This is a genomic window from Massiliimicrobium timonense (genome assembly GCF_002160865.1).
In the GTDB taxonomy this organism is placed as follows: Bacteria; Bacillota_I; Bacilli_A; order Erysipelotrichales; family Coprobacillaceae; genus Allocoprobacillus.
The window spans coordinates 46,633-61,002 of the sequence record NZ_NFLJ01000014.1 but is presented as its reverse complement, the minus strand read 5'-3'; the positions used below and the strand labels follow the sequence as shown (position 1 = coordinate 61,002).

Sequence of the window (14,370 nt, the reverse complement as noted above, 5' to 3'; positions counted from 1 at the left end):
TTGATTGATTGTGCTCACGAAAATGGAATTGAAATATTTATGAATATGTATCATTTTGATATGCCTGAATATTTAGTTAAACGTGGTGGATGGCAAAATAGAGAAGTTGTGGAAGCGTATGCTAATTTTGTGAAAAAGGCAATGGAAGAATTTGGTCAGAAAATTAAATACTGGTTTACTTTTAATGAACCTATTGTAGAACCAGAACAACAATTTTTACATGGCACTTGGTATCCATATCAAAAAGATTTTAAACAATCAATCAATGTTCAATACAATATTACTTTAGCACATTGTTTAGCAGTCATGAATTTTAGAAAGCTTCAAAAAGAAGGAAAAATTCGTAAAGATGCAAAAATTGGGATGATTAACTGTTTTGCTCCACCATATACAAAAGATAATCCATCTGCTGAAGATTTAGAAGCCGTGAGAATAACAGATGGTTTACATAATCGCTGGTGGTTAGATGTTGTGGCACATGGACATTTACCTGAAGATGTTTTAGATACAGTGGAAAATGACTGGAAAGTTGAAATCAATCGCCGTGTTGGAGATGAAGCTATTTTAGCTCAAGGAAAAGTTGACTGGTTAGGATTTAATTATTATCAGCCAACACGTGTTCAGGCACCAGATTCAAAATTCGATGAAAATGGATTGCCATGTATTGCGAAACCATACATTTGGCCTGAAAGAAAAATGAATGTTCATCGTGGATGGGAAATTTATCCTAAAGGAATTTATGATTTTGGTATGAAAATCAAAAAAGAATGTCCTGATTTACCATTTTTTATTTCAGAAAATGGAATGGGTGTTGAAGGTGAAGAAAAATTTATGGATGAAAATGGTGTTATTCAAGATGACTATCGTATAGAGTTTGTTAGAGATCATTTAGAATGGATTGCAAAAGCCATTGAAGATGGAGCGAATTGTTTAGGTTATCATTACTGGGGTGCAATTGATAACTGGTCTTGGTGTAATGCGTTTAAAAATCGTTATGGATTTGTAAGAGTGTGTCTTGATGATGGTTATAAACGTAAAGAAAAGAAATCTGCCAGCTGGATGAGAGAAGTAGCTCGTACAAAAGAATTTGAATAAAGATTGTCTGCAATGACAATCTTTTTTTGAAACAGAGTTTCATATTTATATATAATATATTATCTTTTATGAAACTTCATTATAAAGTCAGTGAACTGCGTTTACTCTTGAAATAATTTATTATAAAATAATTGGTAGAGAATAAGGAGGAAGAAATTGTGGAAAAGAAAATGCCAAAAGGTTTTTACTGGGGTGGATCAGTATCTTCATTTCAAACAGAAGGAGCAAGAAATGAGGGAGGTAAAGGTGTCTGTGTTTATGATGTCAGACCAATGAATCCTGAATTTTCAGATTGGAATGTAGCAATTGATGAATATCATCGTTATGATGAAGATATTGCATTAATGAAAGAAATGGGATTTAATTTTTATCGTTTTTCTATTTGCTGGTCAAGAATTATTCCTAATGGAACATTAGATGAACCAGTGAATGAAGAAGGTGTCAAATTCTATAGTGATTTAATTGATAAGTTATTAGCTGCTGGAATTGAACCAATGATTACATTAGTTCATTTTGATATGCCTTATCATTTAGTGAAAAACTATAATGGTTTTGCATCTCGTTATGTTGTTGATTGTTTTGAAAGATATGCTAGAGTATGTATTGAAAGATTTGGAGATCGTGTCAAACATTGGATGAGTTTCAATGAACAGAATTTACATGGTATGATGTTAAGAGTTTCTAATGCAGAAGAAATTCCTGAAGGTGTCAGTGAAGCTAAACATTTATATCAAGTGAATCATAATGTTTTCATTGCTCACTGTAAAGCTGTTAAAGCATTAAGAGAATTACAACCAGATGCTAAATTCTGTGGTATGGCTGCTGTTACAAATATTTATCCATATACAAATACACCTAAAAATAATTTATTTGCATGGCAAGCTTATCAATATATGAATGGTTTCCATGTTGATGTCTTTGCGAAAGGAAAATACCCTGATTATATGGTTGCTTATCTTGAAAATAGAGGATGGATGCCTCATTTTGAAGAAGGTGACGAAGAATTATTGAAATATACTGTTGACTATATTGCATTCAGTTATTATCGTTCTAATACAATTACTGAAGGAGAATTTGATTTAGAAAGACCTTATCATGAAGTTGTCAATGAACATATTGTGAAAAATCCACATTGTGAAGCCAATGAATGGGGATGGGAAATCGATCCGATTGGATTTAGATGGACATTGAATGATTTACATGTACGTTCTGATTTACCTGTTTTCGTATTGGAAAATGGTGTAGGTTGGCGTGAAGATATGACTCAAGAAGAAGTTGATGCTATGCTTGCTGCTGGAAAAACAATTGAAGATGACTATCGTATCAATTATCATAGAGATCATATCAAAGAAATGGAAAATGCGATGTTTGAAGAAGGTGTTCCATGTCTAGGATATATTACATGGGGACCAATTGATATTTTAGCAAGTATGTGTAATATGGATAAACGTTATGGATTTGTTTATGTCAATAGAACAAATAAAGATATGCGAGATTTAAAACGTATTCCTAAAAAATCATTCTATTGGATTTCTAAAGTCTTTAAATCTAATGGTGAAGATTTAGATTAAAATGATGGAAAAGATTCACTTGTGATAGTGAGTCTTTTTTATTTTTGAAAAAAGATTTAAAGAAAAGAAGATGACTTTAGCACATTGGACTTGACAGTGCTAACGAGAAGGTGTAAGATACTATTAGCACAAAAATGGGTAGAGTGCTAATAAAGGAGATGTAATTATGGCAGAAAAGAAACAATTTAAAGCTGAATCACAAAGATTATTAGATTTAATGATTAATTCTATTTATACACATAAAGAAATCTTTTTAAGAGAATTAATTTCTAATGCAAGTGATGCTTCTGATAAATTATATTATAAAGCACTAACTGAAAATTTAAATGGTATTTCAAGAGAAGATTTATCTATTCAAATTGTGATCAATAAAGATCATCGTATGTTATCTATTATTGATCAAGGTATTGGTATGAATGCAAAAGAATTAGAAGAACATTTAGGAACGATTGCTAATAGTGGTTCTTTTGAATTTAAACAGGCATTAGAAAAAGGACAAGATGATGTTGATATTATTGGACAATTCGGGGTTGGATTCTATTCAGCATTTATGGTTGCTCATAAGGTTGAAGTGATTTCTAAAAAATTTGGAGAAGATCAGGCTTATATCTGGGAATCTGATACAAGTGATGGATATACTATTAATGAAACAGATTATCCAAATCATGGAACAAGAATCAATTTATACTTAAAAGATAATACTGATGATGAAAATTATGATCAATATTTAGATGAATATGAAATTCAAAGATTGGTTAAGAAGTATTCTGATTATGTTCATTATCCTATTAAAATGGATATGACAACTTCTAAGAAAAAAGAAGATAGTGATGAATATGAACAAGTGATTGAAAATAAGACATTGAACTCAATGGTTCCTTTATGGAAAAGACCTAAAAAAGAAATTACACAAGAAGATTATAATGAATTCTATAAAGATAAATTTAATGATTTCAGTGATCCATTATGTGTAATGCATAACAGTGTAGAGGGAACAATTTCATATGATTCATTATTATTTATTCCTTCTAAACCACCAATGAATTATTATTCACAAGATTATGAAAAAGGGTTGCAGCTTTATTCACGTGGTGTCTTTATTATGGATAAAGCGAGTGAACTTGTACCAGAACATTTTAGATTTGTTAAAGGTTTAGTTGATTCACAAGATTTATCATTAAATATTTCTCGTGAAATGTTACAACATGATCGTCAATTAAAGATTATTGCTGATAAAATTGAAAAACGCATTCAAAGTGAATTGGAAAAAATGTTAAAGAATGATCGTGAAAAATATGAAGAATTCTTTAAAAACTTTGGATTACAGTTAAAATTTGGTATTTATAACAGCTATGGTATGTTAAAAGATAAATTACAGGATTTATTGTTATATTATAGTGCCAATGAAAAGAAAATGATAACTTTTGCTGAATATGTTGAAAATATGAAAGAAGATCAAAAAGAAATCTATTTTGCCAGTGGTGAAAGTTATGAAAAGATTGATCATTTACCAACTGTAGAAATGGTGAAAGATAAAGGTTTTGATATTCTTTATATGATTGATAATGTGGATGAATTCTGTATTCAGATGTTAAGAGAATATAAAGAAAAACCATTTAAAAATATTAATCAAGGTGATTTAGATATTGATAGTGAAGAAGAAAAGAAAGAGTTAGAAAAAGTCAGTGAAGACAATAAAGATTTGATTTCAACACTTAAAGAAGCATTAAAAGACAAAGTTCAAGATGTGAAAGTTTCTGCTCGTTTAAAAACACATCCTGTTTGTTTAGTAAGTAGTGAAGGTGTGTCTTTTGAAATGGAAAAAGTTCTCAATCAAATGCCAGATGGACAAAACATCAAAGCAGGAAGAATTTTAGAGATTAATCCAAATCATGCTATATTTAATGCTTTACAGTCTTTATTTGAAAAAGATAAAGAAAAAATTAATGATTATGCTTCATTATTATATGATCAGGCTTTATTGATTGAAGGATTTAGTATTGATGATCCTGTTGAATTCTCTAATAAAGTTTGTCAGTTAATGGTAGATGCTAATAAATAATAGATGGAAAGAAACGATTTTGATTTTCGTTTCTTTTTTTATGCTATAATAAAAATAGGTGAGGCATATGAAAAAAAGAGGAATTATTTTATTGATGATATGTTTATGTCTAATAGGATGTCAAACAAAGGAAAAATCAAATATCACAGTCTATCGTTTAAGCAGATACTACGACTGGTTTTTAAATGCAGACTTTTATCAAAATATTATTCATTATGAAAAAGAAGATGATATATCTATTGATAGACAATATGGAGAAAACATATATATTAAAGATGATTATTTATTTATTGAAGCTGATGAAAAACAGGCTCAGGCATTTTTAGAGAAGAATCAGCAATTCATGACAGAGGTCATTCAACAATTCAATGATTTAGAAACATCCGTAAAAATAAATGAAGATTATTCTCAATTGACGATTACGATGAGTCAAGATTTTATGCGAGATATCTTTTCTAAAAAGAATTTTGATTATAGTGGTCATTTATTAGGACTTATAACAATGGTCAATACAGAGCGTATTTTTATAACGAAAGACAGTGATATTCCTATTGATGTACAAATTATTAATGGACAAAGTGATTATCAAGTATCAAAAGCTTTATTTCCTTATGAACCTCTTGAAATGACAACAGAAGATTGGCAAAAGAGTCAGAGTCAGAATGTAGAAACTTCTTCATCAAAGAAGGGATATAGCCGTATTTTGATGAAAGTTGTTGATAAAACTGAAAACCAGATTTTCTTTGAACCGTTAGACCATCAACTTTATCCAGATACAAAACTTTGTTTGTGTTTAGACAGTGTTTACAGTGAGGATGTCTATTTGCCTTATCAAATAAATGAACAAGATACGTTTTATCTAGAACTTGATGGAATGTATGCTTTGCATGAAGATGGTGATCATATTCAAGATATTGCACCATTATCAATCATTCCTTCACAATATCTCAGTGAAGAAACATTGCAAAAGGATTAAATCAAGATTATAATAAATAGGGGTGGTATTTATGGAATTACAGGAAGTATTAGAAAAAAGAAAAAGTGTGCGTAGACATTACCTTCAAAAGCCAGTAGAAAGAAAACTTATAAAACAGATGATTGAAGCAGCTATATTAGCACCTTCATGGAAAAATTCGCAGGTGACACGTTATTATATTGCTGAAAGTGAAGAAGCTAGACAGGCTATTAAGGCTGCTTTGCCAGAATTTAATCAAGAAAATGTAGGTGATGCTCCAATACTTATTGTTTCAACGATTGTTTTAAATCGTTCTGGTTATAATAAAGATGGAACTCCAACAAATGAATTAGGAAATGGCTGGGGTTATTATGATTGTGGTATGCATAATATGAATCTTATTTTAAAAGCAACAGAGTTAGGATTATCAACGTTAGTGATGGGGATTCGTGATGAAAAAGCTATTCAGGCATTTTTCTCTATTCCAGAAAATCAAGCTGTTGTGAGTGTGATTGCTGTGGGATATAGTGACGAAGAAGTCCAAAGACCTCCACGAAAAGAATTTGCAGATATTGTTGTCATGAAATGAGGATGATTATGATTATTATATATATTATTGGTGGATTGCTTTGTTTATTTTTGACAATTTATATTTTGGATTATAGAGAGAAGATGGCATCAAAAATAAAACAAATCAAGGAACAAAAAAATGAAATTCAAGAGTTAAATAATCAATTGGATGATTTACAATGTCAACTTGATTTAATGGAAGAACCGATTCAAAAGCTTCATTATGTTAGTGAACAAATTTTATTTTATATGAAAAAATAAAATAAAATTTATATATTTTATAAAATTAGTTCTGTTTTTATGTTTAAATAGAAAATAATAGATGAATATTGAGAAAAAGCAAAAAAAGTATTGACATGTTTAATCAAATGCATATAATAGAAGCATATCAAAAAATTCGATGAAAAAGAGAGTAGTTTAAACAAATATAAAGCGAACTGATGTTGGTGTGAGATCAGTATAGGCGTTTAAATGAACCGCACTTTGGAGAACGATACTTGAATGGAGTAGGGTATTGAGTGAATCTGCTTTAAGGATAGAGGTGGATATATCTTTGATATATCAAAAAGAGTGGTACCGCGATAATTTCGTCTCTTAGTTAAACTAAGAGGCGTTTTTTTATGAAAAGGGGGATTTCATGATGAGGTTGATCTTACGGTGACATTCACAAAAAAATGGATAAAAAATAAAAATAGAGGAAAGATGAGGGAAAGAAAATGAAAAAATTATTTAAAGGATTATTAGTAGCCGCTATGGCATTAACAGTAACAGCTTGTGGGGGAAATGAAAAAGAAACAACTGATACACAAGCAAGTTCAGGAAAAGAAGTAAAAGAAATTCATGTTGCAGTATCTCCAGACTATGCACCATATGAATCTTTAGATACTGATGGAAATATTGTAGGATTTGATCCAGATATGGTAGCTTTATTTCCAAGTTATTTAAACGATGATAAAACAGAATATAAATTTACATGGCATCAAATGTCATTTGAAAATATTGTTTCTCAAGTACAAAGTGGTCAAATGGATTTAGGTGTTTCTGGATTTACTTATGATGAAGACAGAAAAGTTGAATGGTCTAAACCATATACTGCCACAGCTCAAGTTGCTGTTGTGAATAAAGATTCTGATATTAAGACAGTTGCTGATCTTGAAGGAAAAGTCATTGCTGCACAAAGTGGAGCAACAGGTGAAGATGCTGCGAAGTCAATCAAAAATGCTAAAGTTGTTTCTGTTTCTAATGTGCAAGAAATTTTTAGTGCTTTAACAAGTCATCAATATGATGCTGTTGTTGTAGACTTGGCAGTTGCTCAAAATTATGTCAAAGAACAAGGTTTTGTAATGTTAGAAGAATCTTTGTTAGATGAAAAGAATTATATTATTGCTAAAGAAGGAAATGAAGATATGATTAATTTGGTGAACAAAGCTTTAGATCAGTTTTTAGCAAGTGATGATTATACACAATTATGTGAAAAATATGGTTTAAAACAATTAAAAGAATAGATGAGAAAGGGGATAGAATATGTTTACAGCTTTTTGGGACATACTCACTATAGACAATTTGATATATCTATTTAAGGGGGCAATGGTGTCATTAAGTATGGCAGGTCTATCCCTTTTTATTGGATTAATTTTTGGTATTCTAGGAGCTTCAGCAAAGATATCAAAGAATAGATTATTAAGAATATTAGGAAATATATATGTAGAAGTTATTCGAGGAACACCGATGCTTTTACAAATCATGCTGATATTTAATGTTGTTCCTATTATTGTTACGCAGATTACAGGTGAAGTTTTTAGAATGAATTATTTTCTCATTGGTGTTGTTGCCATGAGTATTAATAGTGGGGCATATACAACAGAATTAATCAGAAGTGGTATTAACGGTATTGATAAAGGACAATGGGAAGCCTGTGAAACTTTAGGATTATCAAGATGGCAAACAATGCGTCTTGTTATTTTACCACAGGCATTCAAAAGAATCGTGCCACCTTTGATTAGTGAATTTATTACCTTGATTAAGGATTCATCATTAGTCAGTATTATAGGTCTTGTTGAATTATTAAATTCTGCTAAAGTATTAGGAAATCAATATTATGAATTTATGTCACCTTATTGTTTGGCAGGAGTTTATTATCTTGTTATGACTTTGACGATTTCATATATAGCAAAGAAAATAGAAAGGAAGTTGGCAGTTAGTGATTAAAGTAGAGAATATTGTAAAACAATTTAATGATTTAAAGGCTGTTAATGATGTTTCCTTAGAAATTAAAAAAGGGGAAATCGTTTGCTTGATTGGTCCTTCTGGTTCTGGAAAAAGTACAGTGCTAAGATGTATTAATGGATTAGAAAAACCAGAAAGTGGTCATATCTATGTTAATGATCAATTACTTGATGAAAAAGATAGTGAAAATTATAAAAAATTAAGAGGATTAATGGGATTTGTTTTTCAACATTTTAATCTTTTTCCTAATATGACAGTTTTAGAAAATTTGACTTTAGCCCCTATTCAAGTGATGAAAAAAAGCAAAGAAGAAGCAGAACAAATAGCTTGTCAATACTTGGAAAGAGTGGGTCTTCTTGATAAAAAAGATGAATATCCAAATAAATTATCAGGTGGACAAAAACAAAGAGTTGCAATAGCCAGAAGTTTATGCATGAGTCCAGAAATTATGTTGTTTGATGAACCAACAAGTGCTTTGGATCCAGAAATGGTTATTGAAGTTTTGGAGGTTATGCAGGAATTAGCCAATGAAGGAATGACAATGGTTGTTGTGACACATGAAATGGGATTTGCACGTACAGTTGCCAATCGTGTTATCTTTTTGGAAGATGGAAAAATTGTTGAAGAAAATAATGCTGAAGAATTCTTTAAGCATCCTAAAACACAAAGAGCACAAGATTTTTTAAATAAGGTTATGCACTAATGAAAATTAACGAATTTAAAGTAGAAACATGGATGACTGATCATGAAAATGACTGTCAATATAATTTGACAGAAACATGTGTGTCATCCTTAACTTTATCAGAACTTCAACAATTTGTATCAGAAAATATCAGTGATCAGATCATGTCTATGAAAATGGATTATGGACCTATTGTAGGTTCTCAACGTTTAAAAAAAGCGATTTTATCGTTATATGAAACGGGTGATGAAAGTCATATCACTATTACTCATGGGGCCATTAATGCTAATGAATTGGTCATGATGAGTTTGCTGGAAGCGGGAGATCATGTGATCAGTTTATTTCCTACATACCAGCAAATGTATGATTTTCCTTTATCATTAGGTTGTGAAGTTTCTTTGATTACCTTAAAAGAAGAAAACGAGTGGTTACCAACTATTGAGGATTTTCAATCATGCATACAAGATAACACCAAAATGATTTGTTTAAACTCACCTAACAATCCAACTGGAACAACAATTCCTTTGCCTTTAATGAAAGAAATCATTGATTTAGCTAAGAAACATCATTGCTATATTTTGTGTGATGAAATTTATCGAGGGGTTGATACAAAAGCTTGTGGTTTGTATCCTTCATTCAGTGATTACTATGATCAGGCGATAGTCACACAAAGTTTGTCAAAAGTATTTTCTTTTGCCGGATTAAGACTAGGTTGGATTAAAGGCCCTCAAGAAGTGATTGATTTGATTAATTATCGTCGTGACTATCATATTATCAGTAGTGGACCTTTAGATGATTATTTAGCTTGTCTGATTTTAGAAAATAAAGATCAGATTTTAAAACGTAGTTTAAATATTTGTCAGAAAAATAAAGACATTCTCCAACGATGGTTAGATCAAGAACCACTTGTTTCATGTGTTATACCACGTCATGGAACAGTTTGTTTTTTACATTACCATGTGGATATGCCTTCTACACTCTTTTGTGAAAAGTTGCAAAAAGAAACAGGTGTCTTCTTTGTTCCGGGAAGTGCCTTTGATGTGGAATATCATTTAAGATTTGGATTTACACAAGATGAACAAATCATGAAAGAAGGTTTAATGACTTTTTCACGTTGGTTAAGACAATTTGATCAAAAGCCTATTTCCATTGTGTTATAGGCTTTTTTTATGTTTATAAACAAATTGATAGACAAAATAAAATGAAAAAACAAGTGTTGAAAATAATCCTATTAACATGACGATAGCGACACTTGCAACATGAAAGCGAGGAATTAAAATAATTAGACAAACTAGTTCAATGAAAACTTCTAAAGTACTCATCATAAACATTTCTTTATTTTTATTGAGTGCCTGTAATGTGGCACTTAAGGGTGTCTGTAAATAAAAAATTGTAAAAGGAATACACATATACTGAAGATACTGATATCCTTTGGTTGTATTGTACATGATCTGAAGGCAGACATCGCCATAAAAATAAAAGATCAATGTAAAGGGAAGACTAATGAAAAGGCAAATGATAAGACTATAGAAAACATGCTTTTTGAGAGCATTAATACGATTGTAGGCGAGATCTTTATTTAAAATAGGGATTAACAATCTTAAAATCACATTGTTGAAAAAAGTAGGTGTCACAAGTAATGAAATGACATAACCACTTATTATTGCATATTGAAGATGAATTTGTGTTTCTTCAATATGTAGTTTTGTCAAAATTGAAACAAGAAGAATGGGTTCTAAAAAATTGTAGCCAACATGCAACAGTCTTGATCCTGTTAAGGGTAAAGCAATATTCATCATATCTTTGAATAGAAAGTGACTTTGAAAATAGGAAAGGGGATGATAATGCCAGTTGACTTTCCTTTTTAAACGTAACATTAAAAAAAGAATAGAAGTGATTTCCCCAATACTCATAGCAATAATAGCAATGCTGACTAAATAGGGCATGTGAAGATGATGAAATTTTTGGATGACAATATAAGTAAAAACAATACGAGAAACTTCTTCAAATAATTGAGCAAGTGAAAGATTCCAGACATCTTCTTTTCCTAAATAATAGTTTTTGATAATACCACTTATTCCTACCAGAGGAATAAAGGGAAGCATACATAAAAGTGGAAAATAAGCATCACTTTGTTTTAGAAAATAAACAGCTATTATTTTTGAAAAACATAAAAGTGTGCCCATAATACATAAACATGTTATAAAACATATACATAATGCTGAAATAATAATCTTTTTGTTGTTGTATTTGGGATGTGAAATCAAGCGAAAAACTGCAGATGGAACGGAAAACTGGGCTAAGGTAATGCATAAAGATAATGTTGGAATAACCAAAATATAAAGTGCCATTCCATTTTCATCTAAAAGTCGTGATAAAAGCATACGATTGAGTAATGAAAAGACTTTGGTGATGAGGGTACTGGCTGTTAAGATGAGAAATGAATTAATCAATTTTCTTTTCATAAAATACTTCCTTTATTGTCGAATTTCCTTTATAATAAATATGTTAAATATTTAAAAAATATGTTAGGAAGTGCATTCGATGGAAATCAATATAAAGAATAACTTACCACTAGATATTCTTTTTTTAATTCGTATAAAAGCTAATGAATTTAAAAATGAAGGGGTTCATGATATTAATAGTTATGATATAAAGGATTATCTTTATTCTATTAAATGGAAAGATGTAGAAACAAAAGCGATGTGTGATGTGATTGATGATATTATGTCTTTGCGTTTTTCTGAGGTTTTTGATTATTTAAAGATGAAAGTCATTAAAGAAGCATCGACGATGAAAATTGATGATTTTAGTGATTTTATTGCGAAATAGTGCCTCTAACTTCTGTGATGTTAGCAGGACTTTTTTATTTAAGAAATAAAATGAACAATGAAAAATGTCAATGATTTGAAATCACAAATCAACGTGTGTTATAATGCTTTTATATGTGAAGGAGATTGAAGTGAGTTATGAAATATAAGATCATAGAACCACAACATTATCAACAGATTCAGGCTCGATATCATATCAATTCTTTATTAGCAAAAGTCATTGAAAGTCGTCAATATGATGAAAAAACATTGAAAGAAATGATGAATCCACGTTTGATCTATCATGATTTTTCATTGTTTGAAGAAGCTGATATGACATTGGAAAGAATCCATGAAGCGATTGAACAGCATGAAAAAATCTGTATTTATGGAGATTATGATTGTGATGGTATTTTAGCAACAACGATTCTTGTGCAAGCTTTTTTAGAGCTGGGAGTGAAAGTAGGATATCATATTCCTCATCGCTTTGAAGATGGCTATGGCTTGAATGTTAGGCGTGTAGAACAGATGGCTGAAAAAGGTTATACTTTAATCATTACTGTGGATAATGGTGTGAAGGCTTTTGAAGCTGTTGAAAGAGCCAATGAACTGGGCATTGATGTCATTATTACAGATCATCATCAATTTGATCAAGATTTACCAGATGCCTGTACAATTATTCATACAAAGCTATCACCAGATTATCCTTTTAAAGAAATATCAGGAGGCTATGTTGCATATAAACTGGCAAGTGCATTGCTTGGACGACAAGATAAATATTTATTTTGTCTGGCAGCAATTACGACCATTTCAGATATGATGCCATTACTCAATGAAAATCGTTCACTGGTTAGACGTGCTTTGACTTTTATGAAAGAAGGAAAATATCTGTCATTAGAATTATTGTTAGGAAATCAGCAGACTTATTCAACTTATGGTATTGGATTTGTGATTGCACCTAAGATCAATTCTTTTGGTCGTTTACCAGAACTCTGTTCTCCTAATATTCTGGTCAAATACTTCTTAAAAAATGCGCCTCGTGATTTTATGGTTCAAGTGGCTCAAATGGCCACATCTTTGAATACCAAAAGACAGACAATGACCAACCAACAGTATGAACTTGCCAAGCAGCAGATGAATGATGATTTTCTTTGCTGGGCAAGTGATGAGATTCATGAAGGCATTATGGGGTTGATTGCTGGAAAATATACACGTGAATATGAAAGACCAAGTTTTGTGATGAATCATGATAAAGACAAAGGTTTGTATAAAGGCAGTGCCAGAAGTGTAGAAGGTTTTTCTTTGCATCAATTTTTTATGGAACATCAAGATCAGTTTGTTATTTGTGGAGGTCATTCTTTAGCTGGAGGATTTACGGTTGATGAGGCTCATTTTGATTCATTTTGTCAATGTGTTAAGGACTCTTTACAAGGTAGGCATTTTCAACCAACAACATCTGTTTTGCAGATTGATGAAAATGATATTGTACTTTCCAGTGTAGAATCTTTATCATTATTAGAACCTTTCGGTATGAAAAATGAAGAACCTTTATATATATTAAAGAATGTTCCTGTTTCTCGTGTTCAACAAATGGGGCAAGGAAAACATTTAAAGATGGAAAGTCAATTTCCACATGGTCAGATGTCTATGTTGTATTTTCAACATGGAGATTTATATGGTGAATTAAAAAATATAAAAACAATGAATGTCATTGGGACATTACAAATTAATGAATATCGTCATCAAAAAAGTATAAATTTTATTATTAAAGATATTGTATAATCTCTTTATAAAAAGCAGAGATTTTGATATAATAGACAAATAAGGAGGGCTTTTAAGCTATGGATTTAAAAAAGTATATCGCAGATATTCCTGATTTTCCAGAACCGGGTGTTATCTTTAGAGATGTGACACCACTTTTAGCCAATAAGGATGCATATCAAGAATCTATTCGATTAATCAGTGAATTTGCAAAAGATAAAAAGGTTGATGTCATTGTGGGACCTGAAGCTAGAGGATTTTTATTTGGATGTCCTGTTGCTTTGGCATTACATTGTGGATTTGTTCCTGTTAGAAAACCGGGAAAACTTCCTCGAGAAGTGATTAGTCAATCTTATGATTTGGAATATGGTTCAAATGAAATTCAAATGCATAGTGATAGTATTCAAGCTGGACAAAATGTTTTGGTTGTTGATGATTTATTAGCAACTGGTGGAACAGTTGAGGCGGCTATAACTCTAATTGAAAAAATGGGTGGAAACGTTGTAGGAACTGCTTTTTTAATTGAACTTGAAGCATTAAAAGGAAGGGAACTTTTAAAAGATTATGACGTTTTTTCAGTCTTAAAGTATTAAAAGGGACGATGTCTCTTTTTTTGCATAGTAAAGGGGGAAGAATTT

Annotated in this window: 14 protein-coding genes and 1 other annotated feature; of the genes, 13 read left to right on the top strand and 1 reads right to left on the bottom strand. The window is 30.8% G+C overall.

Going from position 1 to position 14,370, the window contains the following annotated elements; genetic code table 11:
* The 10 genes from B5E75_RS06115 to B5E75_RS06070 form a co-directional block, all read left to right on the top strand.
* Positions 1-1,095, top strand: a 1,095-nt coding sequence (locus tag B5E75_RS06115) for a glycoside hydrolase family 1 protein (protein WP_087357889.1), incomplete at its 5' end; no start/stop codon positions are given.
* 158 nt (positions 1,096-1,253) lie between these two features.
* The gene (locus tag B5E75_RS06110) at positions 1,254-2,666 is read left to right on the top strand and encodes a glycoside hydrolase family 1 protein (RefSeq protein ID WP_087357888.1); all 1,413 of its coding nucleotides are present in this window, start codon (positions 1,254-1,256) and stop codon (positions 2,664-2,666) included.
* Between the two features lie 166 nt (positions 2,667-2,832).
* A complete protein-coding gene (htpG, locus tag B5E75_RS06105; protein ID WP_087357887.1) occupies positions 2,833-4,728 on the top strand; it encodes a molecular chaperone HtpG in 1,896 nt (631 codons plus the stop codon).
* Between the two features lie 67 nt (positions 4,729-4,795).
* Entirely contained in the window at positions 4,796-5,704 is a 909-nt protein-coding gene (locus B5E75_RS06100) for a hypothetical protein (RefSeq protein ID WP_087357886.1), read from the top strand.
* Positions 5,705-5,735: 31 nt separating this feature from the next.
* Positions 5,736-6,272, top strand: a complete 537-nt coding sequence (locus tag B5E75_RS06095) for a nitroreductase family protein (protein WP_087357885.1) — start codon at positions 5,736-5,738, stop codon at positions 6,270-6,272.
* Between the two features lie 8 nt (positions 6,273-6,280).
* On the top strand, positions 6,281-6,514 hold the full coding sequence (locus B5E75_RS06090) for a hypothetical protein (RefSeq protein WP_087357884.1): 234 nt from the start codon (positions 6,281-6,283) through the stop codon (positions 6,512-6,514).
* Positions 6,515-6,644: 130 nt separating this feature from the next.
* Positions 6,645-6,851, top strand: a binding site (T-box leader).
* A gap of 118 nt (positions 6,852-6,969) precedes the next feature.
* A complete protein-coding gene (locus B5E75_RS06085; RefSeq protein ID WP_087357883.1) occupies positions 6,970-7,758 on the top strand; it encodes a substrate-binding periplasmic protein in 789 nt (262 codons plus the stop codon).
* Between the two features lie 19 nt (positions 7,759-7,777).
* Positions 7,778-8,461 carry an amino acid ABC transporter permease gene (locus B5E75_RS06080; RefSeq protein WP_087357882.1) on the top strand — a complete coding sequence of 228 codons (684 nt, stop codon included), beginning with the start codon at positions 7,778-7,780 and terminating at the stop codon, positions 8,459-8,461.
* A complete protein-coding gene (locus tag B5E75_RS06075) occupies positions 8,454-9,182 on the top strand; it encodes an amino acid ABC transporter ATP-binding protein (protein WP_087357881.1) in 729 nt (242 codons plus the stop codon). Before B5E75_RS06080 ends, B5E75_RS06075 begins: the two co-directional genes overlap by 8 nt.
* Positions 9,182-10,321 carry an aminotransferase class I/II-fold pyridoxal phosphate-dependent enzyme gene (locus tag B5E75_RS06070; protein WP_087357880.1) on the top strand — a complete coding sequence of 380 codons (1,140 nt, stop codon included), beginning with the start codon at positions 9,182-9,184 and terminating at the stop codon, positions 10,319-10,321. The genes B5E75_RS06075 and B5E75_RS06070 overlap by 1 nt, the downstream gene beginning before the upstream one ends.
* On the opposite strand, the gene B5E75_RS06065 is transcribed toward B5E75_RS06070, so the two are convergent.
* Complete coding sequence (locus B5E75_RS06065) at positions 10,316-11,626, bottom strand: oligosaccharide flippase family protein (RefSeq protein ID WP_087357879.1); 1,311 nt, start codon at positions 11,624-11,626, stop codon at positions 10,316-10,318. The two genes, B5E75_RS06070 and B5E75_RS06065, sit on opposite strands and share 6 nt — an antisense overlap.
* A gap of 79 nt (positions 11,627-11,705) precedes the next feature.
* On the opposite strand from B5E75_RS06065, the gene B5E75_RS06060 reads away from it, so the two are divergent.
* The 3 genes from B5E75_RS06060 (at position 11,706) to B5E75_RS06050 (ending at position 14,325) form a co-directional block, all read left to right on the top strand.
* Positions 11,706-11,993, top strand: coding sequence for a post-transcriptional regulator (locus B5E75_RS06060; RefSeq protein WP_087357878.1), 288 nt, complete (start codon positions 11,706-11,708; stop codon positions 11,991-11,993).
* Between the two features lie 137 nt (positions 11,994-12,130).
* A complete protein-coding gene (recJ, locus tag B5E75_RS06055) occupies positions 12,131-13,753 on the top strand; it encodes a single-stranded-DNA-specific exonuclease RecJ (protein ID WP_087357877.1) in 1,623 nt (540 codons plus the stop codon).
* Positions 13,754-13,812: 59 nt separating this feature from the next.
* On the top strand, positions 13,813-14,325 hold the full coding sequence (locus B5E75_RS06050; RefSeq protein WP_087357876.1) for an adenine phosphoribosyltransferase: 513 nt from the start codon (positions 13,813-13,815) through the stop codon (positions 14,323-14,325).
* The last annotated feature ends 45 nt before the right edge of the window (positions 14,326-14,370 follow it).

Coding starts and splice junctions, on each gene's coding strand:
- htpG (WP_087357887.1), top strand. CDS start 2,833: ATGGCAGAAAAGAAACAATTTAAAGCTGAATCACAAAGATTATTAGAT.
- B5E75_RS06100 (WP_087357886.1), top strand. CDS start 4,796: ATGAAAAAAAGAGGAATTATTTTATTGATGATATGTTTATGTCTAATA.
- B5E75_RS06095 (WP_087357885.1), top strand. CDS start 5,736: ATGGAATTACAGGAAGTATTAGAAAAAAGAAAAAGTGTGCGTAGACAT.
- B5E75_RS06090 (WP_087357884.1), top strand. CDS start 6,281: ATGATTATTATATATATTATTGGTGGATTGCTTTGTTTATTTTTGACA.
- B5E75_RS06085 (WP_087357883.1), top strand. CDS start 6,970: ATGAAAAAATTATTTAAAGGATTATTAGTAGCCGCTATGGCATTAACA.
- B5E75_RS06080 (WP_087357882.1), top strand. CDS start 7,778: ATGTTTACAGCTTTTTGGGACATACTCACTATAGACAATTTGATATAT.
- B5E75_RS06070 (WP_087357880.1), top strand. CDS start 9,182: ATGAAAATTAACGAATTTAAAGTAGAAACATGGATGACTGATCATGAA.
- B5E75_RS06065 (WP_087357879.1), bottom strand. CDS start 11,626: ATGAAAAGAAAATTGATTAATTCATTTCTCATCTTAACAGCCAGTACC.
- B5E75_RS06060 (WP_087357878.1), top strand. CDS start 11,706: ATGGAAATCAATATAAAGAATAACTTACCACTAGATATTCTTTTTTTA.
- recJ (WP_087357877.1), top strand. CDS start 12,131: ATGAAATATAAGATCATAGAACCACAACATTATCAACAGATTCAGGCT.
- B5E75_RS06050 (WP_087357876.1), top strand. CDS start 13,813: ATGGATTTAAAAAAGTATATCGCAGATATTCCTGATTTTCCAGAACCG.